Origin of the sequence: Rhodobacter xanthinilyticus, from assembly GCF_001856665.1 — a bacterium.
GTDB lineage: Bacteria > Pseudomonadota > Alphaproteobacteria > Rhodobacterales > Rhodobacteraceae > Rhodobacter > Rhodobacter xanthinilyticus.
Genome location: NZ_CP017782.1, coordinates 71194 through 93177, shown reverse-complemented (window position 1 = coordinate 93177; position 21984 = coordinate 71194). Strand labels below are relative to the sequence as shown.

Below are 21984 nucleotides of genomic sequence, written 5' to 3'. Positions count from 1 at the left end.
GGATCAGGCCCGGACACCCTCTCTCGGGCAGCCTCGGACCTGATCTTTCCCGGCCCCTCTCTCCCTCTCGCACCAAGGCGTTCCCGATGCTTTGCTTGACTTTGTTCCTGTTATGTTCTATATTCTGAACCAAGCCAGAAAGGGGGTTCCACCATGGAAATCACCACGCACGCCCTGCCCGTAACACCCAAGCAGATTGCCTATGCGCGGTCGCTCGCCCTGCGCAACCGGACGCTCCTGCCCTGGGAGGTTCAGCAAGACCGGCGATCTTTGAGCGCTTGGATCGAGGCTCAGGCCCAGCTGAAGCCGGTATCGGACATGGACCGGCTGCCCACGTCCAAGCAGGTAGCCTTCGCTGAGAAACTCGCCCGGATCAAACAGCGCGCCGTTCCGGACGAATGCTTCCGCGACAAGGGGCTCATGTCGAAGTGGATCGACGGGAACAAGTGACAGGAACGGGGCGCTCGCCCCCGACGAACGGGGTCACAGGCCTGCGGTATCTTCACACGTCATAACTCTGAGCTTGGAAAAGCCATTCCTGGTGAAGGTCGACTAGAAGCAGAATAGTGGGATGAACAAGCGCCACCGCACCATATTGGGCTGAGAGTTTGCCTCGCCAAATCTTCTTGGATTTCCGTAAGTAGATGTATAAAAAGCGAAAACCCGCGAGGACCTGTAACGGCTGTCGCGGGCTTCTAAGGGTTTGAAGGCCTGACTTTGCCTTCGATTGCTCTCATATATGGGTATCTTCGCACGACTGTCAAGCGCAGTCTGACGGTACGCGAACAGTCGATCGGAGCATTAAGTATTTGGTAACAAATATAATTTCTCAAGAACGTCTCACGAAGTACCTCGTTGCTGCTGGTCACAATCCAGATCGCGCTCTGGCCCTCTATGGCTGGAACATTCAGCTCAGTGAGGCTTTCTTCCCTGTACTGAGCGCAGCCGAGGTCAGTCTAAGGAATATAATCGTCGCTCGCCTCATCGCGCTCTATGGTCCGCAATGGTGGGATGACCCTGCCTTTCTCTTGCAGATCAAGAGCGGCGGCAAGCGCATAGTAAAAACAGCACGCGACAAGCTCGTCACAACGGGCGCGGTTACCTCAGGGCGAATGACCGCAGAGCTCAATTTTGGATTCTGGGTGAAAATGCTGCTGCCAAGGCACGAACCCGTCTTCTGGGCAAGTCTGCATGCAGACTTCCCTCACCTGCCGGGGCCTGTTTCCTATGCACAACTATACAAGCGCTGTGACGATGTCCGTGAATTCCGCAACCGCGTCTTTCATCATGAGCCAATTCTTCATCGAAATATCACCGCTGAGTATAGTCAGATCATGGAACTGATTAAATGGTTGAGCCCAGATAAGGCCATCTGGATCAAACAATATTCCCGGGTCATGACGGTCGTGCGGCAGAAGCCGTGACCACTGCCGATATCTTACAACAGACTAGCCCCCGCTTGTCTGCGTGAAACGAGATCAGCTCACCCAAACCGCCGCCCTCCTTCCGTGAACGTATACGCGTTGACGATGATTCCCTCCTCGATGGCCTGGTCTGAGGTGAGCTGGTCGTATTCGGCTTCAAGCTGGCGGTAGAGCCAGCGGGCCAGATCACGTAGCGCCTCGGTCACGACTTCTTCCGCGTCCTCAGTCGGCGGCTGCCAGGTCGCGCTGTCCCGCGTGATGTCCACCGACATGGTGTATTCATGGTAGTAGCGACCACGGTGGCTGGCCTCGGCGGCGAGCTGGTAGAAGTTCCGCCGCTGGATGGCCTGCAGCCGGTCGGCGATGCCGTGCAACGTCGCGTCCGTGGGCGCGTAGTCCCGAATGCGAGCGGCCGCGCCCTTGGCGTGGGACCAGTATCCTTCGAAACAGGCCCCGTCGCCCTGACTCCAGAACCCGGAGAACCAGATGCAGGGCTTTTGGCGCATCCCGCCGCCCATCAGGCGGACGGGCGTGGTCTTCAGGCTGATGCCGAGTATCTCGCAGACCCGCTCGAAATCTTCATAGACCGCGTCCCACCAGTCGTCGTGGGGCCCGAGGTCGCGATACCAGCAGCGGGCCTTCTCTTTGGCCGCATCCGAGAGCTCGGGGAACTGGTAGACAGTGGTGCAGATGATCTCAGGCATCGGCGTCCTCCCTGTTCAGCGCCGCGACCAACCATTCTTGCGTGCTGGACCAGCTGGGCTGGTGCACGGTTTCTTGAGACAGTTCGGAGCGCTATTTCTCTCAGGAAAGGGGAGTAGAGCATGGACAAGAAGATCGACGACACCTCAGGTGCGACGGAGGCCACGGCCCCGTCGGCGCGCGCCCATCACGCTGGCGACGGCGGGGCCGTGGCCGGTCCTGCCAGGCGCCTTTCGGCGAAGCGCAAACTCGTGGCGGTTCAGCGGCTCATGCGGGGTGAGAGCTTGGAGGCGGTGTCGCGGGACCTGAACGTTCCGGTTCACCGGCTGTCCGAATGGCGCGACCGGGTGCTCATGGCGGCCGAGAGTGCGCTGAAGGAACGCGAGCGCGATGAGCGTGACGACGAGATTGCGCGGCTGCAGGCCAAGGTGGGCGAGATCACCATGGCCAACGAGTTGCTGTACGCGAAGATCGACAAGCTGGAGGGCGGCCGCCCTTTGGCCCGGCGGAGGTCGAGGACATGAGCCAGGCGCACTCGATCTCCACGCACCGGCGCTACGGGACGACGCGTGTCTGCAACATCTGGGGGGTCCCCCGGGCGACGGTGTACCGGCATCGTGTTACGGGCAATGCCGCCAATGAGGCGCGGCCGCCACGTCGTCGTGGTCCGGAGGGGGCCTGCAGCGACAGCGCGCTTCTGGAGCATATCGAGGCCATCATCGAAGCCTCGCCGTTTTCCGGGGAAGGCTACCGGAAGATATGGGCGCGGCTTCGGCATCTGGGCGTCTGTACCGCCCCCCGTCGGGTGCGGCGGGTCATGAAGGAGAACGACCTTCTGGCACCTCAGCGACCCGTCCAGCGGGATGCGCATCCCCATGACGGGACGATCGTCACTGAGCGGGTCGATCAGGTCTGGGGCACGGACATGACCCAGACGGTCACCATCGGGGAGGGACGGGCCTACGTGTTCATCGCGGTGGATCATTGCTCGGGCGAGTTCGTCGGCACCCATGCGTCTTCAAGTGCCAGCCGGTGGGAGGCGCTGGAACCGATCCGTCAGGGCGTCACCCGGCACTTCGGCTGTATCGGGCCGGATACGGCCCTCGGCCTGATCCTGCGGCACGACCACGGATCGAACTACATGTCAGAAGACTTCCAGAGCGAGATCAAATGCTTCGGGATCACCAGTTCACCAGCTTTCGTGCGCCAGCCCGAGGGCAATGGGGTGGCCGAACGGGCCATACGCACCCTCAAGGAGCAACTGCTCTGGGTCCGCCATTTTGTGACCGTCGAAGAGCTCAGGCATGCTTTGGCCGCCTTCGCCGCGCGATACAACGCATCATGGCTGCGGGAACGGCACGGCTACAAAACGCCCGATCAGATCAGGGCCGAACAGAAGGCCCTTGAAACCGACGCCGCCAAAGGGTTCAAAATGGCGGCATGACCAGCGCAACGCGCTGTCTCATAACCGTGCCCCGGTACACGTGCTGGACCAGCCGATGGATTTACGAGCGCTGAGATCGATGGCATGCGCGCCGCCACCAAAGGCGTCGAGTCGTGGCCGGGAGCAGGTCAGAGAATATTATGCCGGGATCAGGATTATGCCGCATGGCCCTCCAGTCGACGAGAAGCATCGACTTGGCATACTGCCAGACCAGCCAAAGATTATTAGGTGCGGCTGACCGGCTTCATGGTCCTGAACCCTCAGTTTCGTGCCAAGGCGTTCGGCATAATCCTTGTTGCGCCAGCAACATGGAGAGAGCGTATGGCCAAGAAAATCCAACCAACCTGCCTCGACACCTACTTCAGTTCGTTCGAGGAGAGCCTCGCGTCGACGCACATGCAGCGTAGGGCGCTGTCTAACTATCGCTTCCAGCTTCGACGGTTTGGCCGGGTTCTGGAGGCCCATGGTGTTGAGCCGACGTCATTGACGCTGGAAATCGCCGATCGCCTTGCCCGGCAGGTTCCATTTGATCGAGTGAACGCGGTCCGGATCCCGAACTTGGTCAGACGGTTCGTCCTCCACCTCATCAGCATCGGCGTTGCGATTCCGCCACCTGTATCTGCTGCCCAAATTGCAAAGGACACGCTGCTGGATGACCTGGAAGGCTTCCTGCTCGGGCAACGCGGCCTGAGTCCGAGTTCAGTTTATCATGTCAAGCGATATGCCGTCCGCTTCTTGGACCACCGGTTTGGCGAAACAGTGCCTGACCCTTCGTCGATCAGGCACCAAGACATCGTTGCGTTCCTCGAACACATCCAGAAGGGGAAGAGTCTGTCGATGGCGCGGACGCCGGCATCCCATCTGCGCTGCTTCTTCCAGTACCTGTTTGCCCGGGGCCTGACCGTAACCAATCTGTCGTCGACTGTGCCGAAGGTACATCGCATCCAGAACAACCGACTTCCCAGGTATCTGCCGCCGACAGACATCGAGGCCATCCTTGAGTGGGTCCGGCGAGAGTCCAGCTATGGCGTTCGTGACTATGCCATGTTCCTGCTGATGGCCCGGCTCGGCCTGCGTGTGCCCGAAGTCATGGCGATAGAGATCGATGACATCGACTGGCGAGCGGGAGAGCTGCTCGTCCGAGGAAAGGGCAAACGGCGTGACCGTCTCCCGCTTCCGGAAGATGTCGGCGCCGCAATCAGCGCTTACCTGCGCGATGCCCGACCATCGACCGTAACGCGCGTTCTTTTTGTCAGGTCCTATGCCCCCTATCTCGGGTTCAAGGACAGCCGCATCGTCAGCAAAATCCTTGCCCGGGCCTGCGCAGCACTGAAGATCGAGATGCCTGCCCGGTATCTCGGATCGCATGTGCTTCGCCACAGCCTCGCAACTCGGATGGTTCGCTCTGGCGTAGCCTTGCACGAGGTGGGCGATGTTCTGCGCCACAAGTCGCGCGCGACGACGATGATGTCAACGGCGGAGTAAAATTGGGCCACGGGGCGGCGCAAAATTGGGCCACTTTGGGTTTGCGCGAGACGCGGCTGATGGGCGGCGGCCAGTCAGCCGCGCTCTCCATATAGCTTGCGGGTGACTGGCCGCCTTGGACCGTCAGGTCCAAGTCTGATACTTTGGATCAGGTGTTGTCGCCGGTCTTGCGCGCGCGACTTTGCGCGAGGCGATAGCTTTCGCCGTTCATCTCGAGGATGTTGACGTGGTGGGTCAACCGGTCGAGGAGCGCGCCGGTCAGCCGCTCGGTGCCGAAGGTCTCGGTCCATTCATCGAAGGGCAGATTGCTGGTGATCAGCGTGGCACCGCGCTCGTAGCGCTGGGAGATCATCTCAAAAAGCAGCTCGGCGCCGGTCTTTGACAGGGGCACGAACCCGAGCTCGTCGATGATCAGCAGCTTGACGGCAGCCATCTGCTTCTGGACGCGCAGCAGCCGACGTTCGTCTCGCGCCTCCATCAGCTCGTTGACCAGCGCGGCGGCGGTGGTGAAGCTGACAGACATGCCCTTCTGGCAGGCCGCCAACCCGAGGCCCAAGGCAATGTGGGTCTTGCCGGTTCCGCTGGGGCCAAGGGCGATCACGTTCTCACGCCGTTCGATCCATTCGCAGCGCGCCAGTTCCAGCACCTGCATCTTGTTCAGCTTCGGGATCGCCTTGAAGTCGAAGCTGTCGAGGCTTTTGGTGGCCGGGAACTTCGCAGCCTTGATGCGGCGCTCGACCATCCGCCGCTCGCGGTCAATGAGTTCCAGTTCAACGAGGCGCGACAGGAATTGGACATGGTCCAACCCTTCGGCGGCGCATTGGCGCGCAACCTTCTCGTGTTCCCGCAGGAAGGTGGGCAGCTTCAGCGTCTTCAGATGGTGGGCAAGCAGGATCTTCGGAGCCTCGCTCATTCCGCCGCCTCCGACATCAAGGCCATGTAGCTGGCCGCACGCGTCGTCTCGACGTTCGCCCGCGGCAGGTAGGGGTAGACATCGAGATCAAGCCTTGGGGGGCGCTTCTCGACCTGGCAAAGCACGAGGTGCTTCACGGCGTCAAAGCCGACCGCGCCCAGCTTCAGGGCCTTCTTCACGGCGGCATGCAGGTCATCCATGCCAAAGGTCTCAAGCAGCCGCAGCACCTGCACATACTCGCGGCGCCCCATCTTGAGCATGCGCGCCTCCATCAGGCGGCGCAAAGTCTGGAACTCTTCGGGCAGGTCCCATTCCGCCAGAGGCGCAGCCTGGTCCAAGGCATTGATCTTGCGCTCGATCAGCGGGAGGTAGTGAACCGGGTCGAAGATCATGTCCTCGCGATCGTAACAGCGCGGGTGTCGGGCGATCACCTCCCCGCGACAGCCGATCACGACCTCATCGACATAGCCGCGGATCCAGACATCCTGATGGCCATAGGCGACCGGGACCGAGTAATCGTTGGTGTCATAGCGCACGAGCGACTGCGAGCTGACCCTGCCGCTCGCTTGGTCGCAGGCGTCGAACGGGGCAGTAGGCAATGGGCGCATCGCCGCCAGATCGCGCTGCAGCCTCTCGCCGATCGTCTCCTTGTGACCCCGAAGAATGCGCGTGAGGCGTGCGCAGCACTGCCCTTCAAGGTCGGCGTTGAAGGCGTCCCAACTGGCAAAGTGGGGGATCGGCACCATGTGGTTGCGGCGGGCGTAGCCGACCATCCCCTCGACAGCGCCCTTGTCGTTCCCCTTCCCGGGCCGACCATAGCGATCCCGAAACAGGTAATGCGACTGCAAGCCGCTGAACAGCGTGGCGCGGATGCGCGTGCCATCTGGCTGGATCTTCGAGACCAGGCAGCGGTCGTTATCGTAGAGCACCGACTGCGGCACCCCGCCGAAGAAGGCAAAGGCGCGGACATGCCCGTCTATCCAGGCCTCCGCCGTCGCCGCCGGATAGGCCCGGACGAAATAGGCATCGCTGTGCGGCAGGTCGATGACAAAGAAATGCGCCTTCTGCTCGACACCGGCGATGACGACGACCGCTTCGCCAAAATCGGCCTGAGCATGGCCCGGCGGATGGGCCAGTGGCACGAACATCTCCCGTGTCCGCCGCTCACGCTCACGCACGTAATCCTTGACGATCGTATAGCCGCCGGTGAAGCCATGCTCGGCCTGAAGCCGTTCCCATATCCGCTTGGCCGTATGACGCTGCTTGCGATGCACCGCCTTGTCGGCTTCAAGCCAGGCGTCAATGAACTCGGTGAACCCGTCCAGCTTCGGCCGCCTGATCGGCTTGTCCCGCCGGTAGCCAGGCGGCACCGAGAAGGCCAACATCTTCTCAACCGTCCCGCGCGAAATGTTGAAATGCTTCGCCGCCGCCCGCGCGCTCATGCCCTCGGCACACGCCAAGCGAACCTTCTTGTAAAGTTCCACGGTATAAATCTCCCCACCCTCCCTGCTGCCGCAAGAAGGGAAAAGTGGCAGGATTTTACTCCGCCCGCAGCGAGACGATCCCGCCGCTACCGTGGCCTAATTTTGCACCGCCGTTTCCAGCACCGAAGCCTCGAGGCAGCTGCCGGCGAAATTGGATGTCCGGAAGGTGTCACCCACGAGCTTCAGGAGCAGCAGCGTCAGCGCGACCTCAGGTGAACGCCCGACTGCTTCGCGCAAGGCCAGGGTGCGGTGCGCCGTCAGCTCCATGACCAGCCGCTCGGGCAACGGCTTCAACGCGCCGTCGTCCTCGTCTTCGGGCACGTTCGCGCCAAGCGCCTGACCAGCAGAGGTGATCACCGTGCCATGGCCAGCACCATCCGTGCTGCTCCCCGTTGAAAGCTCAGCGCCCTGCCCGCCTACAGCCTGTTCACCGCTGTGGACGTCGGCGTCTTCCTGAGGCTCATCCTCGGGCCGCACAAAGCCCCGATAGACGGCAAGCTCGCCATAGCGATCAAGCGTCACGAAAGCCCCTGCCCGCGCGATCTCCTCACCGTCGAAGATCAGCGGCCGAGCCTCGAGCTTCTCCATCGCGACTTCCAACGCGCCAAGACGCGCGTCGATCTCTTCGGGGAATTCATCCTGGCCCTCGTATTCCTCTTCGAGCGCTCGGTATTCGGCAAGCAGCTTGGCATGGGCCGCGCCTTCGTCATCCGTCATCGGCGCCGGGTCTCCGCTCAGCCGCCGCAAACCGTGGCTGTAGCCATAGGGCAGGTCGAGCGAGACCTCGATCCATTTCCAACCTTCGGTCGCGATGGCTTCGGCTTCGGCCTGAAGCTTCTCGCTGACCAGACGATCGAGCAGGGCAGGGTCTTCCAGCCAGCCGCCGTCATCGCCTTGGAAGAGGTCATGCAACAAGGTGCCACCCGCCGTCTCGTACGCCTCGACGCCGACAAAGACGGCCCGACGGTCAGAGGCGCGCACAGAGGTTTCCGTCAGCATCCGCCGGATCTGATAGGGCTCCTTGTTCCAGGATGACCGGATCGCCTCCCAGACCTGAACCTGGCGCTCATGATCCGGATTGACCGTGAAGGCCATCAGCTGCTCCAGCGTCATCTCGTCCTCGGCATAGAGCTCAAGCAGGGCAGGGGCCACGGCGGCGAGTTTCAGGCGCTGTTTCACCACCTGCGGCGTGACGAAGAAGGCGGCTGCGATCTCTTCATCGCCTTGACCCTTCTCCCGCAAAGCAACAAAGGCGCGGAACTGGTCGAGCGGATGCAGGGCTGCACGCTGCATGTTCTCAGCGAGCGAGTCGTCTTCGGCGAGGATCGCGGAAGTGGCATCCCGTACGATGCAGGGGATGGGCGTCGTCTTGGCCAGACGCTTCTGCTCCACCAGGAGCGAGAGTGCTTGGAAGCGCCGGCCGCCAGCGGGGATTTCGAACTTGCCGGTCTCGGACCCGTCATCCGCCAGAACGGGCCGAACGCTCAGGCTCTGCAGCAACCCGCGGCGGGCGATGTCTTCGGCCAGTTCCTCGACCGAGATGCCGGCCTTGATGCGCCGGACGTTGGACTGGCTTAGCACGAGCTTGTCGAAGGGAATGTCCCGGGACGGGGACAGGGTGACTTTCTGGGCAGATTTCGCCATCAGATCTTCTCCACGACGGGCGCCGGAAGCCACTCTTCCGATCTCACTTCCCGTCACCCCTCAAACCAACAAACCTTTCTCTCTCCTGTTCTGACGCTCCCGAGACGGGACCTTAACAGCTGTTAAGTCGTCAGTCCCGAGGTGGCGGAACAGTACGCAGTCTCTCAACCTTAACAGCTGTTAAGCTGCAGATCGTCGTCCAATCAATGCCATGACCATCGGCCCACAGGAAAACTCACCGGCCACAGCTTTGGCAGTCAGAGCTCGCAAGTATCCACCAGGCGATCTGATGTCCTCAAAGCGTTCCAGCATGGCAGAAACGACGATCGACGCTTGCTCCGGACCCATGAACCGCTGAGCTTCTTCCCATGCAGATGCACTGATCCCCATGGCTGGTCGCACATGGCATGCCGCATCAAAAAGCTGGTGCCAATGCCGGATCTCGCCTTGATAGAAGGTCTTGAGCGAGGGACATGCCGCGATCACCAGGTGCAGCGGGATCTTTGGCAGGTGTCTTGTGTCCTGTTCATCGACGTCAGCCACGGGCTCATCCCTGTCCACATCTGGCACGCCGGCCGCCGCCCCGCTTTTTTCTAAAGCAGGTTCAAGATCTATAGATTCTTTATTTGAATTATGATGGTGACGCTCAGATCGAGCATCATTGGTGTTCATTTCTTCTGTTTCAGAGCCATCAATGATGTTGCGTGCCTGATCGAGGAGAGCTTCAAGATCTGCTCGATATGCCGCGAGGTCCTCAATTGAAAGCTTACGGCGAAGCGCGCGCGCTGTGAGGATAGCCTTGTCACGAAGCTGGTCCCAGATGCCTAGGCCTGGCTGCATCTCGTCTCCGAACTCCGCGAGGGCCGCGAGATCACGCCGCATGAGGCTTACAACCTCTCTCAAACGCCTGACGCGCTCCTCAGCCTCACGTACGGCCTCTGCGGCCCGTGCTATCTCCTCGGACTGGCAGTAGAGCGGGGAAAGATCGAAGCCAAAGGCGACGCGCTCTTCGCCGTGCTTGCGGACGTAGCGCTTTCCATTGGGGCTATCACGCCGCTGGAGCAAACCAGCCTCGACAAGACGCGCGAGGTGACGACGCATAGTGGAGCAGGGCATACCATTCAGGCGCTCACAGATCGCCTTGTTCGAGGGGAAGACTACCATCTCGGCGTTCCCGCCAAGTGCATCGTCTGGAAAGAAGCTGAGGAGCCCCTGCAAAACAGTCAAATCACGTTCTGACACGCCAAAGGCCGCTTGCGCCTTGGAGAGCTCGCGCAGGAGTTCCCACTTGTTGACGGGTCTGCCCGGAACAGATGCCTCGGGTCGCTCGATCACGCGCAGATGGGCGTGCGAGATCGGCCGCATAAACGGCGAAATCGGTGTGTACTCCATGAAAACGTTCACGAAGGCAAAATTTCTACGGCCCGCGAATCGCTTTGCGCTTGCGGGGTAGGGGCCAGAACGCTACATTCAGAAGTGCGAAAACTGAGATTTTGTAGCGGGCTGATCCCGGTGCGAAACCTTACAAAGGTCTCGTGAAGCTAGCTTCTCGGGGCCTTTTTCTTTTTGCCTGTATCGTGCCTCCTTCTTGTTGGTTGCTCTTCCTCAGTCTCCTGAACGCTTCCAGCGCTCATGAAGCTCGGTAATCAGCTTTGGGGCATTGCCCTCCAACCAGCTGATAAAATCAGGTTCATCCGTAGTCAGATCGAGTTTAAGCTGCTTGCCTTGGCGGCCGGTCTTGATCGTCGCAGCTCCGACACCGGGGATCGCCAAAGCAGGCACGCCCTTTCTAGACGGGTTTGCTTTCTTCTCTGGGCTCTTCGCAGCTGCCAGAACTGCGAGAAACGCACGCTCAGAAACCTCATCGACCGAGCCGGAACTTTCGGACTTGGCTGCATGAGCTACGGCTTGCAGTTGGTCTCGATCACCGTCGTAGGCACCCAAAGCCTTTTTGAGCTCTTCCCATCTCGGGCGACCAATCCCGGGAGCCGCACCAATTGCCTGGATGAGTTCCTCGCCGACCGTCCGAACGACACTCAAGAGTTGTGAAACCCCAGCTTCGTGGAGGTTTAGGACTTCGGCGACACCTCGATTGGTGCGCTCAGCCCCTTCCAAATGGTCACCATCCAGAAGCGCCGTCGCAACAAGCGCACGTTCAATAAAGCTCAGATCACGACGCTCTTGGTTCTCGAGAAGCTGATCTCGAAGCGCTTGATCACCATCAACTTCCGTGACGATGGCTCGAACTTTGATACCGAGTTCGCGACATGCTTCCAGGCGTCTGCGGCCATAGATCAGGTTGTAGCGATCGCCTTCCAGTGGGCGGACCAAGACAGGCACACGCTGACCGTTCTTGGAGATTGAATTCTTCAGACCCTCAACTTCAATCTGAAGCCTGTCATCCAATCGTCCTTCGGTAATAATCTGCGCCGGATCGATCTCAAATACACCGCCACGCAGTCGGCGCCCTTCAAGAGCGTCAGGAGCGTTGCGAAGGGTCTGCAGCGGCAGGCCAAGTTTAGGCTTTCTTGCCATTCCGCCCCCATGTGTTCTGGATGATTTCAGCGATCTCATCGTTCACTGCGTTCATGGATTCGATCGCACGATCAAACGTCTGACGCGTGAAGTCCTTCTTGTCGGCTTCGTAGAGCGTTTGCTTGGTCAAGCCGGCATCAGAAATTGCGGTCGATTCAACCATGTGATTGGTCAGGACCGACCTCCCGAACAGCCCGCGAATGAAAGCGATGACTTCGGTTTGTGGCGCGTCGCCGACTTTGTATCGCGTTGGCAAAAAGCGCAGCCAATCGAAGCGCAGATTTGCGCCTGCATCCCTGATCACTCCCAGGAGATCCGCAGTCATTCGCAGGAATTGGGACATCGACATGAGGTCAAGCATCTGCGGGTGAACCGTCACGAGTACACCCGAGGACGCGGAAAGCGCTGACATCGTCAAGAAACCAAGCTGCGGCGGGCAGTCGATCACAACAACGTCGTAGTTTGCTTCAACACTATCGAGAGCATCATGAACTCTCGCAAAGAACGCCTTCGCTCCTCCTCGCTGGATAGCAGCAGGCGTCTCGTGCTCGAACTCCATGAGTTCAAGGTTGCCCGGGATGAGATCAAGGCCGCGGATGTAGGTCTTGCGGATCACTTCGCCGATCGGAACCGGATCGTCATAGCGAACTGCATCATAGAGGGTTCCGCCCTCCATAAGGTCGAGTTCCGGCTGGATTCCATGAAGAGCTGAAAGGGATGCTTGAGGGTCGAGATCGATCGCAAGAACCCTGTACCCCTTAAGCGCCAAGCGTTGAGCGAGGTGAGCAGATGTCGTCGTTTTGCCGGACCCGCCCTTGAAGTTCACCACTGAAACGACTTGAAGCTCGTCACCGTCGCGACGTCCAGGCACGTAAGTTCCAGACTTCTTTGCATTTCCTTCAAGCGTTTGACGGATTTCCCAGATATCATCGAGCGTATAGCGGCGATGACTTCCAGCTGTCGTCTCGACGTCAACGATCTTTCCTTCTCGATGAAGCTTACGAAGATAGGTATGATCGACGCCAAGGAGTTCAGCAGCTTCGCCGCTGGTCAAAGTGCGCATCACCTTCTTTGCATCCGGAGGGAAGTGTGCGGCGCGCTGAGCATGCAGGTTCGACGCGAGAAGTTCCGCGTAGTGCCCGATGGCGATGTCTAGATCCTGCTCTACTTCGCTCATGTCTGCCCCGATCCGTGGGCGCGTTTTTTATGTGACCGCGCGTTATTTTTCGAGACTATTGCCCGACCAACCAGATTCGTGCAAGCACTTTCTAGATTTAGTGGCAATCGGTTAGGCCAACACAAGTGTGATCCTCAGAGGAGCCCCAGCTTTTCAGCACGCTCCAGCAGCATTCTGACTGAGGAAGGCTGCCAGCTGGTGCGACCGCGAGGGGTGCGCTCACGCATGGATTCCAGTCGGTCGCAGATTGTCTGCAAGGTGATCTCGGGGTCAGCACCTTTGATTGCGGCGACAATCGCAGGCAGGCGATCGTCGGTTTCGCGACGTCCAGCGCGTCCAAGCACTTCAGCAGGCAGGAATCCGTCCGCCACGTATGCCTTCACGGCACGGAGCAGTCGGCTTTGTGTCCAATGGCGATCTGGGGGCAGGGGGCCATTGATGATCCGCAGGACGTCCTCCCAAGCCATATCGGGGCGCAAACGGCGCACATGGGGCACCCAATCCTGCGCAGTTTCGTTCAAGCGCTCCATGTAGCCGTCCTGTCGCGCCAGCCGCACCTTGCGCAGCGCTTCAGGGTCCTTGGCGCGAAGACCTGGGTTGCCGCCGACGCGGCCCTTTGAGCGTGCCGAGGCAAGTCCGGCTTTGGTACGCTCGCGGATCAGAGCGCGTTCGAACTCAGCCGCAGCGCCCAGAACCTGCAACGTGAACTTGCCCTGAGGAGAGGAAGTATCGATCGGGTCCTGGAGCGAGCGGAAGAACGCCCCCTTGCCCTCCAGTCTTTCGATCACCTCAAGTAGGTGCGACAAAGACCGCGCAAGCCGGTCGATCCGCACGACGACCAGCGTGTCGCCCTTGCCAATCCGCTCCAGCACACGTGCAAGCACGGGCCGCGCGCGATTGCCGCCCGAGGCGTGCTCTTCAAAGATCTCGGCGCATCCCGCAGACTGCAGTGCCTCAGACTGGGGCAGGGGGGTCTGATCCTCGGTGGAGACGCGCGCATAGCCAATCAGGGGCATGAAACTGGGCCGTTTGCAATTTAATATATCGCCAATAAACGACCGTTTGTAAACGAGTGCAAGTAGGTGCTCTCTCGTCGCGCTCGTCCAAAAACCCTTGGTTTCCATACGCTGAGCGCGATCTGAGAGGTTCCACCGGCAGTCGCGCGCGCATACTATATAAAGAGCAAAGGCAACCGCCACAAAATCACTTGGGTAATGTGCAAAAGAACCGTATTTTGCACACATGAAGACCCAAGCATCCGCTTTGACTGATGATTTCAATGACCCCCTCATCACCATCGAGGAGGATGAAGAGGTTCACGAAGAGGATCTATGGTTTCTGCCGGGACCACTCGAAGAAGAACCGGATGATTTGCCTCCCGGGCCACGGGCGGAACCGCCCGACACTGCTGTCATCGAAGACTGGGCAAAGGCAGAGGGCGTTCACGCTGCGCGACTGGCACGGGTCGCTGGACGCCTGGGTGCTCTGGATGACCGGCTGCTGCGTGGCCCGGAAGGCTGGCGGCACCGCCTCGCACTGATCGAGGCGGCAGACCTCAGCTGGTTCGCAGGGGATCGGGTCAGTGCTGATCGTCTGGCCCTTTGGGTATCGATGCGGCTGTCAGGCGCACAGGATGACCCAAATGCGCTGGCAAGAGTTGGATGGGCTGTTCGGCGCCTGACAGGCGGTCCCGGGCCAAAGGGTGACTTGGCCGCCTTCCTGGATCGCCGCGATCCCGAGAATATCGAGAATGATGCCGAGCGCTTCGAAGATCGCGCAGGCAGCTGGCTGGATTTGATGACGGCCGCAGCCGAACTCCACCCAATCACGCGGGCTTGCATGGGCTTTCATCTCTGGAACCTGGCCGGCCTCGGACAGCACGGTGACCAGATGGAAGCCGCCGTCACCGCGTCCAGGATCGCGGCCAGTGACGGAAGCGGTACCATTTTCGCACCGCTCGCCATGGGCGGGGCAGGGGGGCTGCGTGTCTCGGGTTCGCCAACCGAACGCATGGCACGCTGGTTGGATGGGATGAACAGCGCAATTCTGACGGCGATGCGAACGCTTGACGATATCGAAGCGTGGGCCGGTCGGGCAGAAAACATCATGGCGCAATTGTCCGGTCGCACGCCGCTTGCCTTGCGAGGAACTTTTTCTGAGTGGCCCTTGGTCTCCGCCCCGATGGCTGAGGCTGTGACCGGTGCCAGTCGCGCTGCCGTTCAGCGCAATCTGGCGTGGATGGAGGCAAGTGGTTTGATCCGTGAGGTGACAGGGCAGGGGCGGTATCGAATGTGGAAAGCGGCAAGTTTCCCGACAGGTCAGTGAAAGATGGTGTTGGTTTTTCGTTCGAAACGATTTCAACCACTCGGTGTCAGGCGGGTGCATTCCCGATACATCGACTGATCGTATGGGTTCAGTCCAGGTAGCAGGTCAAGTGTCCTGCCACCACGTCCTTCGTGTCGGAAAAAGGGAGCCCCAAAAAAATGTGACGAAATCCCGAGGCTTCAGAAATCCCAATCCTCGTCTTCGGTCGCCACGGCTTTGCCGATGACATAGGATGAGCCTGAGCCCGAGAAGAAGTCGTGGTTTTCGCTGTCAGGGCTGAGAGCGGCGAGGATCGCCGGGTTCACCTCGCACGCAGCATCCGGGAACAGTGCCTCAGGTGAAACGCTTCTCGCCGTTGAAAAGCTGGGCCGTGCGACTGGCCGGACGGCGCGGTTTCCGCAAGGCGGCGGTCGCGACGGCCCGCAAGATCGCAGTGCTGATGCTGACGCTCTGGAAAAATGGAACCGACTATCAATGGACAAAGGAGGCCACCGCCTGATCTGAGTTCCCGCGCCTGAAGCGGGGAGCGCAGTCCCGACGGGACGGAGGTTGATCGATCTCGCTGTAGAGCATGGGATGGCCAGGCGCCACATCCCGCACAAGACATTGGAGACGATCCGCCGCCGAAAACCATCATGAGGCGCTCAATGCGACCTCGGAGAGAACCATGACCCCGGTGTCGCTTAGCCCTTAATTATGAGATGGGAAATTCAACGAAATCAATGGCTGTGCTTTGCCCTTAAATATGAGATTTTGCTTTTAATTCCGGAATTTTGCCCATAAATCTGAGACAGGGTTCGACCAAAGACCCTGCGGAAAGACGAGGAAACTCCACTCGAAGGCGCTGGAATCTCGCATTTAAGGGTAAAATTCGGCGCTCAACGCGCCATGTCTCGAAATTAAGGGCTACGCGACACCTCGCTTCGCGGCGACGGGTTGTGGAAGAGCGAAGACGCCGGTGCAACCTGGTCGCTCGCCATGGACCGCCCCTGGCTCGACGACGCAGAGCGCGATCCTCTTGCTCTGGCTTCGGTCGAGCTTGAAACCGGCATGGGCGGGATCTGGATCTATGCGGGCACCGAAGTTGGCCTAACGCGGGTGCCCGATTGCTTTTGTCGCTGGCAGGACGTGCAGCCAGGCAACGCGATGGACGCATTGGTTGCGGGTGAAGCCCCACCGTCCGAAGCGCCATTGCCTGGAGGTGAACCGATCCTGTCGCTGGCCAGTGCCCCCTCGGCGCCGGAAGTGATGTACGCCGCGCTGCCCTCGGGCCTCTGGGCATCGCAGGACGGCGGAGTCATCTGGCAAAAGCGGGCCAGCAAAGCTGCGACCGCTGTTGCGGTTCATCCAAGAGACGAGACCTACATCGCTGCCCTGTTGGGCGGCATCTTGAAAATCAGCCGTGACGGCGGCGCAACTTGGATCGAAACAGGAGAACAATGATGGAGAAAATGATGCAGAGAAGAAACGCGCTTGGCCTGATTGGCAGCGGCATTGTCGGAATGGTGGGCCTGTCCACATCGGCCTGGGCGCAAGCGACAGGCGATATGGCGTCCGATTTGGCGGGCAACGAAAGGCAGATCACCATCTGGCGCGATCCGGGCTGCGGCTGCTGTGATGCCTATGGGGATTATCTCGAAGAACACGGCTTTACCGTTACGCGTGTGGATGACCGCGACTTCGACAAACGCTCGGTCGAAGTCGGTGTGCCCGCCCAGGGCATCGGCTGCCACCTGGCCGAGATCGACGGCTACTATGTCAGCGGTCTCGTCCCCGTCGACATCATCGATCGGCTGCTGGAAACCCGTCCGGCGATAACGGGTATCACCTTGCCGGGAATGCCCGCGAACGCGCCGGGCATGGCTGCGGTCAAGTCAGGCACGCTAAGGACCTATGCCTTTGGCCCAGACGGAATTTCAATTTATGCCGATGAATAAAGGGCCGAAAGATCGATCGGCGAAGTGTACGGTCAGGCGGTCAGTGCACCTCGCTGCCCTAGTGTCCGCGCTCGCGACCACCGGCGTTGTGGTGCTGGCCCAATCGGAACCGGTTGACCCGCGTGTCGAGGGACTGACGTTTTTGGGAGAGCCCGTGCTCGCATCCCAGGTCATGGCAGGGCAACAGCTTTATGCGGACAACTGCGCCAGTTGCCATGGTGCCAGCCTCGAGGGTCAGCCCGATTGGCGTCGTCGTCTTGACACAGGAAGAATGCCGGCCCCGCCGCATGATGACTCAGGCCACACTTGGCACCATTCAGACCGCATGCTTTTTCAGATCACTAAAGGCGGGGTCGGGGCCGTCGTGCCGGGATACGAGAGCGACATGCCGGCCTTCGGAGAGGATCTGACAGACGCAGAGATCGCGGCTATCCTCGTCTACATCAAGAGCACCTGGCCTGAGCGACAACGTGAGTTCCAAGCCGAAGTTTCGGCCAATGACACGGGCGGGTGAAGATCGACAGGGTGTCAGGATAGTATCTTTCGACCAAAACCGATCCACCGGGGGACCAATTCGGCAAATCTGTCCTACTCCGCCCCCTGACTCCCGCTTTACCACGCTAATTCGGACCTGACCTAGTTGGCCGTTAACCCGCCCGCAAGGCAAGCATGTGCTACCAGGGTCGCGTGCAAGCGTTCACGAAAATTTACCCTTGAACCTCTAGCCACTAGAAGTCCTATCTAGTCGACGAGAATTTATATCGTTCTTGCCATTGATCGCCGGTGGGAACCGAAAGGGTACGACATGCTGACAAGACGACACTTTATTCAAACGACAACAGCGCTCTTTTCGGCGACTGTGGCCAACCCTGTGTTTGCCGATAGCTGGCCCACCGAGGCGCAGAAGGCTGAATGGGACGCGCAAGTCAGCCCGCCCGGCTTCGATCCGGCCACGTCAAACCCTTGGGGACTACACCCACGTTTCTTGCCTCAGCGTGTGGACGCGAAAAACGGCCTCGTGCCGGGAGACATCCATGTCGATGCGGTCGCGCGGTATCTCTACCACATTGAGGAGGGTGGAACCGCGATGCGCTACGGCGTGGCGATCGCGCGGGGCAACCTCTACGAGCCGGGTGTTTATAACATCAAGCGCAAGGTCAGGTGGCCGCACTGGACGCCAACACAAAACATGATCGAACGCGATCCCGTGAACGCACAATGGGCCGATGGGATGGAACCAGGGCCGGAAAACGCTCTCGGGTCACGGGCGCTCTATCTCTATGTCGGTGATCGCGACACCTATCTTCGGATACACGGCACACCCTATCCGAGAAGCATCGGCGGTCGTGCGAGTTCGGGTTGCGTGCGGATGGTTATGGCACACATCAACGAGCTTTATCCGAACGTCGAGATCGGATCGACAGCACATCTTTATTCGGCTGAGGACAGCGTTACCGCGAGAAGTTGAATGAGGTAATTAACTCTCAGCGCATTGATGTGACGTGCGGGTCGTCGTCACACTTCCCGCGCGACGCAGATAGGGTTGCCGTTCGCCGTGCGCAGCGGCAGCAAGGTCGTTTCAACGGGGCCGCTGTGTTCGTACCAGTAGCACCCGTCCTCGGGCACCAAGCGCGCGGTTGCAACATCCTGATCCGGGGCAGCCATTGCAATCACGGCTTCGGGAACGTTGCCCCGCCGGTCTGCCGAGTCGCCCGGTCCAGTCGGCTGGATTGCGCACCCGGCCGTAAGAGACAGCGCCACTGCAACAATTATTTTTTGCTTCAGCATCAAAACCCGCATCAAGCTTCCTTTCGTGTCTGTTTTTCTTTGCATCGGCTTTTCATGCCTCAAGGCGTGATGGAGCCGATCGCCGCATCCTCTAGCAATAAAACAAACTGAAATACCACCGTATTTTGCTCTTGAAGCTCTAGCTGCTGTAGGGGTTATGCCATGGTAAAGCACCCGAATCCAGAGGTCCATTCATGCCGTCCGACACCCATCGTCACGACCACGATCACGCCGAAGATGCCCAGACAAGCGGCGGCAGCTGCTGCGGGGGCGCCGGAACGTGCGGCGACATCGTTCCGACGACGCCCGCGCCATCGGGCGGGCGCAGTTTTCAGGTGTCCGGCCTCGATTGCGCCGAGGAGGTAGCAATCCTGAACAAGGTGGTCGGCCCGAAGATCGGCGGGGCCGAGCATCTCGCGTTCGACGTGATCAATGGGCGGATGACTATTCTCGACAGCGCCAAGAGTTTATCGGACGGCGAAATTGCAGAACTGGTCGCAAGCACCGGCATGACCGCCAAGCCTTGGGATGCCGAGAACGCGTCGGTCGACCAGGCGGCCCATCTTGCAAGACAGCGGCTGTTTACGGCGCTCAGTGGAGGCTTCTGGGCCGCAGGATTTCTGTGGCACATCATCGAGACCGGCATGGGCGGGGCGCTCGGCCTCTTCGCGGGTCACGGCGAAGCGCCGATGCCACTGGTCGAGGCAGGGCTGTTCGCGGTTGCGATCCTGTTCGGTGTCTGGCTCGTGGCACCCAAGGCATGGTCGTCCGCTCGGCGGCTGTCGCCCGACATGAACCTGCTCATGGTGGTCGCCGTGGCCGGTGCCATCGGGCTTGGCGAATTTTTCGAGGCGGCGACAGTCGCGTTCTTCTTTTCGCTCTCGCTCTACCTCGAAAGCTGGAGCGTCGGGCGTGCGAGGAATGCGGTTTCAGCTCTGCTCGACCTCGCGCCGCCGACGGCAAGAGTTCTTCATGATGACGGCTCGGAAGCGGACGTTCCGGCTTCTGCGGTTGCTATCAACGCACGTTTCATCGTGCGCGGCGGAGACCGCATCCCATTGGATGGTGAGGTTGTCGATGGGGCAGGGGCCGTCGATCAGGCGCCGATCACCGGAGAGAGTGCGCTGGTCCCAAAGGAACGGGGCGACGAAGTCTATGCCGGTACGATCAACGGCGAAGGCACACTGACGGTGCGCGCCACGAAGGCCGCCTCGGACACCGTGTTGGCCAAGATTATCCGCATGGTCGGCGACGCCCATGCCCGCCGCGCGCCGGTGGAGCAGTGGGTGGCGAAATTCGCCCGCATCTATACGCCTATCGTCATGGCTCTCGCCATTGCAATTGCCCTGCTGCCGCCGCTCATTTTCGGGGGGGCCTGGGATTATTGGTTCTACAATGCACTCGTGCTGCTGGTGATCGCTTGCCCATGCGCTCTGGTCATCTCGACACCGGTCTCCATCGTCGCTGCACTCACCGCCTCAGCGCGGGCCGGGGTGCTGATCAAGGGCGGTGCATATGTTGAGGCACCGGGCAAGACCACTGCACTGGCCATGGACAAGACCGGCACGATCACCATGGGCGAGCCCGAGGTGGCGGCGGTGCATCCGCTGGGCAAAGCATCGGCGCAAGATCTGATGACCCTCGCCGCTGGGCTGGAGGCACGTTCCTCGCATCCCTTGGCGCGCGCCATTCTTGCGCGGGCAGAAGCCGACGGCATCAAGGTATCCGCCGCGGAAGATACCCGAACCGTTCCGGGCAGGGGACTTGAAGGACGCACAGACGGCCGGTCGATCTGGCTGGGGTCGGACCGGTTTGCCGAGGAGAAGGGTTTCGGCGACGCCATTCCGAAGGATTTGCGCGACCGCATCGAAGGGGCTGGCAGCACCCTTGTTGCCGTGGGCGACGACACCGGTGTCACCGGCATCTTGGAATTGCGCGACCGTATCCGCCCGGATGCCAAAGGCATCGTGGCGCAGCTTCACGCGCAGGGTGTGAAGACCATCGTCATGCTGACCGGTGATAACGAGCGGACAGCGCGCGCTGTTGCAGCCGAGGTCGGCATCGACGAGGTCCGTGCCGAGCTTCTGCCCGAAGACAAGGTGACTGCCATCGAAGAACTGGTCGAAACGCATGACATGGTGGCCATGATCGGCGACGGGGTCAACGACGCCCCGGCCATGGCGCGCGCGCATTACGCCATCGCAATGGGTGCCGTTGGTTCGGACGCGGCAATCGAGACGGCGGATATAGCCCTGATGACCGACGATCTCGGCAAGGTGCCTTGGCTGATCGGTCATTCGCGCCGGACAATGTCGATCATTCATCAGAACATCGGTATTTCCTTGGCGACCAAGGGCGTTTTCGTTGTCGCTACCGCGTTCGGACTGGCATCGATGTGGGGCGCGATTGCAGCCGACGTAGGAGTGTCATTGCTGGTGGTGGCCAATGCCCTGCGCCTGCTGAACAGCCAAGAGGCCAAGGCGCCGCCGTCCGGCGGTGAGCAGGTTGGCCCACAGATGGCAAAGGCCGCGCTTGCCCACGGACATTGATCACGCAGCATTTGCAAGGTAACGTAATGTCCATAACAGACCTCACGAAAGAGGCATCGAGCAGTGAAAACCATCCGATTTCCCCGCCGCGCCGTCCTGTTGGGCGGGCTGGTAGCGTTTCTGTCCGGGTGTGCCAGCAAGTTCCGCAGCTATGACGGACCCGAAGTCACCCGTGTTCGGCTTTACAAGGGACAGCGCTTGCTTGTTCTCGACGGAGCCGATCGCGTCTTGCAAACCTATCCGGTCGGGCTGGGTTTCGCTCCTGAGGGTCACAAACAATTCGAGGGGGATGGCCGGACTCCGGAAGGAGTTTACACAATCGACAGGCGAAACCCCAACAGCACCTACCATCTTTCGATTGGCATCTCTTATCCGAACGAGGCCGACATCGCCTTTGCCGAAGCGCAGGGCCTTTCCCCCGGCGGCGACATCTTCATCCATGGTGGCCCACGCCCCGGCATCGACCCGACAAATGTCCGCGACTGGACAGCTGGCTGCATCGCGGTCACGGATCGGGAGATCGAGGACATCTATGCAATGGTGAAGGACGGGACACCTATCCACATCTTTGCATGAC

At 60.3% G+C, this 21984-nt stretch carries 19 protein-coding genes and 3 pseudogenes; 12 read left to right on the top strand and 10 right to left on the bottom strand.

Translation table 11 applies throughout. The features are described 5' to 3' along the window. Positions 1 to 153: 153 nt before the first annotated feature. Both LPB142_RS17290 and LPB142_RS18710 read left to right on the top strand, forming a co-directional pair. Positions 154 to 450: a hypothetical protein gene (locus LPB142_RS17290; RefSeq protein ID WP_071167366.1), complete on the top strand. Its 297-nt coding sequence runs from the start codon at positions 154 to 156 to the stop codon at positions 448 to 450. A 359-nt stretch (positions 451 to 809) separates the two neighbouring features. Continuing rightward, on the top strand, positions 810 to 1424 hold the full coding sequence (locus LPB142_RS18710; RefSeq protein WP_232231050.1) for an Abi family protein: 615 nt from the start codon (positions 810 to 812) through the stop codon (positions 1422 to 1424). Between the two features lie 59 nt (positions 1425 to 1483). On the opposite strand, the gene LPB142_RS17285 is transcribed toward LPB142_RS18710, so the two are convergent. Next, positions 1484 to 2128: an antitoxin of toxin-antitoxin stability system gene (locus LPB142_RS17285; RefSeq protein ID WP_071167365.1), complete on the bottom strand. Its 645-nt coding sequence runs from the start codon at positions 2126 to 2128 to the stop codon at positions 1484 to 1486. 207 nt (positions 2129 to 2335) lie between these two features. Between LPB142_RS17285 and LPB142_RS17275 the strand changes: the two are divergent. Together LPB142_RS17275 and LPB142_RS17270 are read left to right on the top strand one after the other, a co-directional pair. Continuing rightward, positions 2336 to 3570: pseudogene (locus LPB142_RS17275) on the top strand (IS3 family transposase). A 321-nt stretch (positions 3571 to 3891) separates the two neighbouring features. Further along, entirely contained in the window at positions 3892 to 5055 is a 1164-nt protein-coding gene (locus LPB142_RS17270; protein ID WP_071167461.1) for a tyrosine-type recombinase/integrase, read from the top strand. Positions 5056 to 5203: 148 nt separating this feature from the next. Here the strand turns inward: LPB142_RS17270 and istB are convergent, their stop codons facing one another. The 7 genes and pseudogenes from istB to LPB142_RS17225 all read right to left on the bottom strand — a co-directional run bounded on the left by istB (position 5204) and on the right by LPB142_RS17225 (position 13824). Next, entirely contained in the window at positions 5204 to 5968 is a 765-nt protein-coding gene (gene istB, locus LPB142_RS17265; protein WP_071165181.1) for an IS21-like element helper ATPase IstB, read from the bottom strand. After that, positions 5965 to 7452: an IS21 family transposase gene (istA, locus tag LPB142_RS17260; protein ID WP_071165182.1), complete on the bottom strand. Its 1488-nt coding sequence runs from the start codon at positions 7450 to 7452 to the stop codon at positions 5965 to 5967. The genes istB and istA overlap by 4 nt, the downstream gene beginning before the upstream one ends. A 120-nt stretch (positions 7453 to 7572) precedes the next feature. Beyond that, positions 7573 to 9096: pseudogene (locus LPB142_RS17255) on the bottom strand (ParB/RepB/Spo0J family partition protein); the annotation flags it as partial. Between the two features lie 180 nt (positions 9097 to 9276). Next, positions 9277 to 10488, bottom strand: a complete 1212-nt coding sequence (gene repC, locus LPB142_RS17250) for a plasmid replication protein RepC (RefSeq protein WP_071167364.1) — start codon at positions 10486 to 10488, stop codon at positions 9277 to 9279. Between the two features lie 213 nt (positions 10489 to 10701). Next, the gene (repB, locus tag LPB142_RS18705) at positions 10702 to 11631 is read right to left on the bottom strand and encodes a plasmid partitioning protein RepB (RefSeq protein ID WP_083392796.1); all 930 of its coding nucleotides are present in this window, start codon (positions 11629 to 11631) and stop codon (positions 10702 to 10704) included. Continuing rightward, entirely contained in the window at positions 11615 to 12808 is a 1194-nt protein-coding gene (gene repA / locus LPB142_RS18700) for a plasmid partitioning protein RepA (RefSeq protein ID WP_038147418.1), read from the bottom strand. The genes repB and repA overlap by 17 nt, the downstream gene beginning before the upstream one ends. A gap of 134 nt (positions 12809 to 12942) precedes the next feature. Further along, positions 12943 to 13824, bottom strand: coding sequence for a recombinase family protein (locus LPB142_RS17225; protein ID WP_071167359.1), 882 nt, complete (start codon positions 13822 to 13824; stop codon positions 12943 to 12945). A gap of 226 nt (positions 13825 to 14050) precedes the next feature. Between LPB142_RS17225 and LPB142_RS17220 the strand changes: the two genes are divergently transcribed. Further along, positions 14051 to 15133 carry a hypothetical protein gene (locus tag LPB142_RS17220; protein ID WP_071167358.1) on the top strand — a complete coding sequence of 361 codons (1083 nt, stop codon included), beginning with the start codon at positions 14051 to 14053 and terminating at the stop codon, positions 15131 to 15133. Positions 15134 to 15312: 179 nt separating this feature from the next. On the opposite strand, the pseudogene LPB142_RS18695 reads toward LPB142_RS17220, so the two are convergent. Beyond that, a pseudogene (locus LPB142_RS18695) lies at positions 15313 to 15468 on the bottom strand (class 1b ribonucleoside-diphosphate reductase subunit beta); the annotation flags it as partial. 2 nt (positions 15469 to 15470) lie between these two features. Between LPB142_RS18695 and LPB142_RS18690 the strand changes: the two are divergent. The 5 genes from LPB142_RS18690 to LPB142_RS17200 all read left to right on the top strand — a co-directional run bounded on the left by LPB142_RS18690 (position 15471) and on the right by LPB142_RS17200 (position 18538). Continuing rightward, complete coding sequence (locus tag LPB142_RS18690; RefSeq protein ID WP_232231056.1) at positions 15471 to 15632, top strand: hypothetical protein; 162 nt, start codon at positions 15471 to 15473, stop codon at positions 15630 to 15632. Between the two features lie 437 nt (positions 15633 to 16069). After that, positions 16070 to 16576, top strand: coding sequence for a WD40/YVTN/BNR-like repeat-containing protein (locus LPB142_RS17215; RefSeq protein WP_232231049.1), 507 nt, complete (start codon positions 16070 to 16072; stop codon positions 16574 to 16576). Next, complete coding sequence (locus tag LPB142_RS17210) at positions 16576 to 17070, top strand: DUF411 domain-containing protein (protein WP_009573584.1); 495 nt, start codon at positions 16576 to 16578, stop codon at positions 17068 to 17070. Before LPB142_RS17215 ends, LPB142_RS17210 begins: the two co-directional genes overlap by 1 nt. Beyond that, a complete protein-coding gene (locus LPB142_RS17205; RefSeq protein ID WP_138919430.1) occupies positions 17063 to 17584 on the top strand; it encodes a c-type cytochrome in 522 nt (173 codons plus the stop codon). Before LPB142_RS17210 ends, LPB142_RS17205 begins: the two co-directional genes overlap by 8 nt. 291 nt (positions 17585 to 17875) lie before the next feature. Then, positions 17876 to 18538: a L,D-transpeptidase gene (locus LPB142_RS17200; protein WP_071167357.1), complete on the top strand. Its 663-nt coding sequence runs from the start codon at positions 17876 to 17878 to the stop codon at positions 18536 to 18538. Positions 18539 to 18585: 47 nt separating this feature from the next. Here LPB142_RS17200 and LPB142_RS17195 read toward each other — a convergent pair whose 3' ends face one another. Next, on the bottom strand, positions 18586 to 18870 hold the full coding sequence (locus tag LPB142_RS17195) for a hypothetical protein (RefSeq protein WP_010138178.1): 285 nt from the start codon (positions 18868 to 18870) through the stop codon (positions 18586 to 18588). 182 nt (positions 18871 to 19052) lie between these two features. On the opposite strand from LPB142_RS17195, the gene LPB142_RS17190 reads away from it, so the two are divergent. After that, positions 19053 to 21407, top strand: a complete 2355-nt coding sequence (locus LPB142_RS17190; protein WP_071167356.1) for a heavy metal translocating P-type ATPase — start codon at positions 19053 to 19055, stop codon at positions 21405 to 21407. Between the two features lie 63 nt (positions 21408 to 21470). After that, entirely contained in the window at positions 21471 to 21983 is a 513-nt protein-coding gene (locus LPB142_RS17185) for a L,D-transpeptidase family protein (RefSeq protein WP_018001713.1), read from the top strand. Position 21984 lies beyond the last annotated feature (1 nt).

Bases quoted from the DNA above. Each gene is read 5' to 3' on its own strand.
- LPB142_RS17290 (WP_071167366.1), top strand. From the start codon at position 154: ATGGAAATCACCACGCACGCCCTGCCCGTAACACCCAAGCAGATTGCC.
- LPB142_RS17285 (WP_071167365.1), bottom strand. From the start codon at position 2,128: ATGCCTGAGATCATCTGCACCACTGTCTACCAGTTCCCCGAGCTCTCG.
- LPB142_RS17270 (WP_071167461.1), top strand. From the start codon at position 3,892: ATGGCCAAGAAAATCCAACCAACCTGCCTCGACACCTACTTCAGTTCG.
- istB (WP_071165181.1), bottom strand. From the start codon at position 5,968: ATGAGCGAGGCTCCGAAGATCCTGCTTGCCCACCATCTGAAGACGCTG.
- repC (WP_071167364.1), bottom strand. From the start codon at position 10,488: ATGGAGTACACACCGATTTCGCCGTTTATGCGGCCGATCTCGCACGCC.
- repB (WP_083392796.1), bottom strand. From the start codon at position 11,631: ATGGCAAGAAAGCCTAAACTTGGCCTGCCGCTGCAGACCCTTCGCAAC.
- repA (WP_038147418.1), bottom strand. From the start codon at position 12,808: ATGAGCGAAGTAGAGCAGGATCTAGACATCGCCATCGGGCACTACGCG.
- LPB142_RS17225 (WP_071167359.1), bottom strand. From the start codon at position 13,824: ATGCCCCTGATTGGCTATGCGCGCGTCTCCACCGAGGATCAGACCCCC.
- LPB142_RS17220 (WP_071167358.1), top strand. From the start codon at position 14,051: ATGAAGACCCAAGCATCCGCTTTGACTGATGATTTCAATGACCCCCTC.
- LPB142_RS17210 (WP_009573584.1), top strand. From the start codon at position 16,576: ATGGAGAAAATGATGCAGAGAAGAAACGCGCTTGGCCTGATTGGCAGC.
- LPB142_RS17205 (WP_138919430.1), top strand. From the start codon at position 17,063: ATGAATAAAGGGCCGAAAGATCGATCGGCGAAGTGTACGGTCAGGCGG.
- LPB142_RS17200 (WP_071167357.1), top strand. From the start codon at position 17,876: ATGCTGACAAGACGACACTTTATTCAAACGACAACAGCGCTCTTTTCG.
- LPB142_RS17195 (WP_010138178.1), bottom strand. From the start codon at position 18,870: ATGCGGGTTTTGATGCTGAAGCAAAAAATAATTGTTGCAGTGGCGCTG.
- LPB142_RS17190 (WP_071167356.1), top strand. From the start codon at position 19,053: ATGCCGTCCGACACCCATCGTCACGACCACGATCACGCCGAAGATGCC.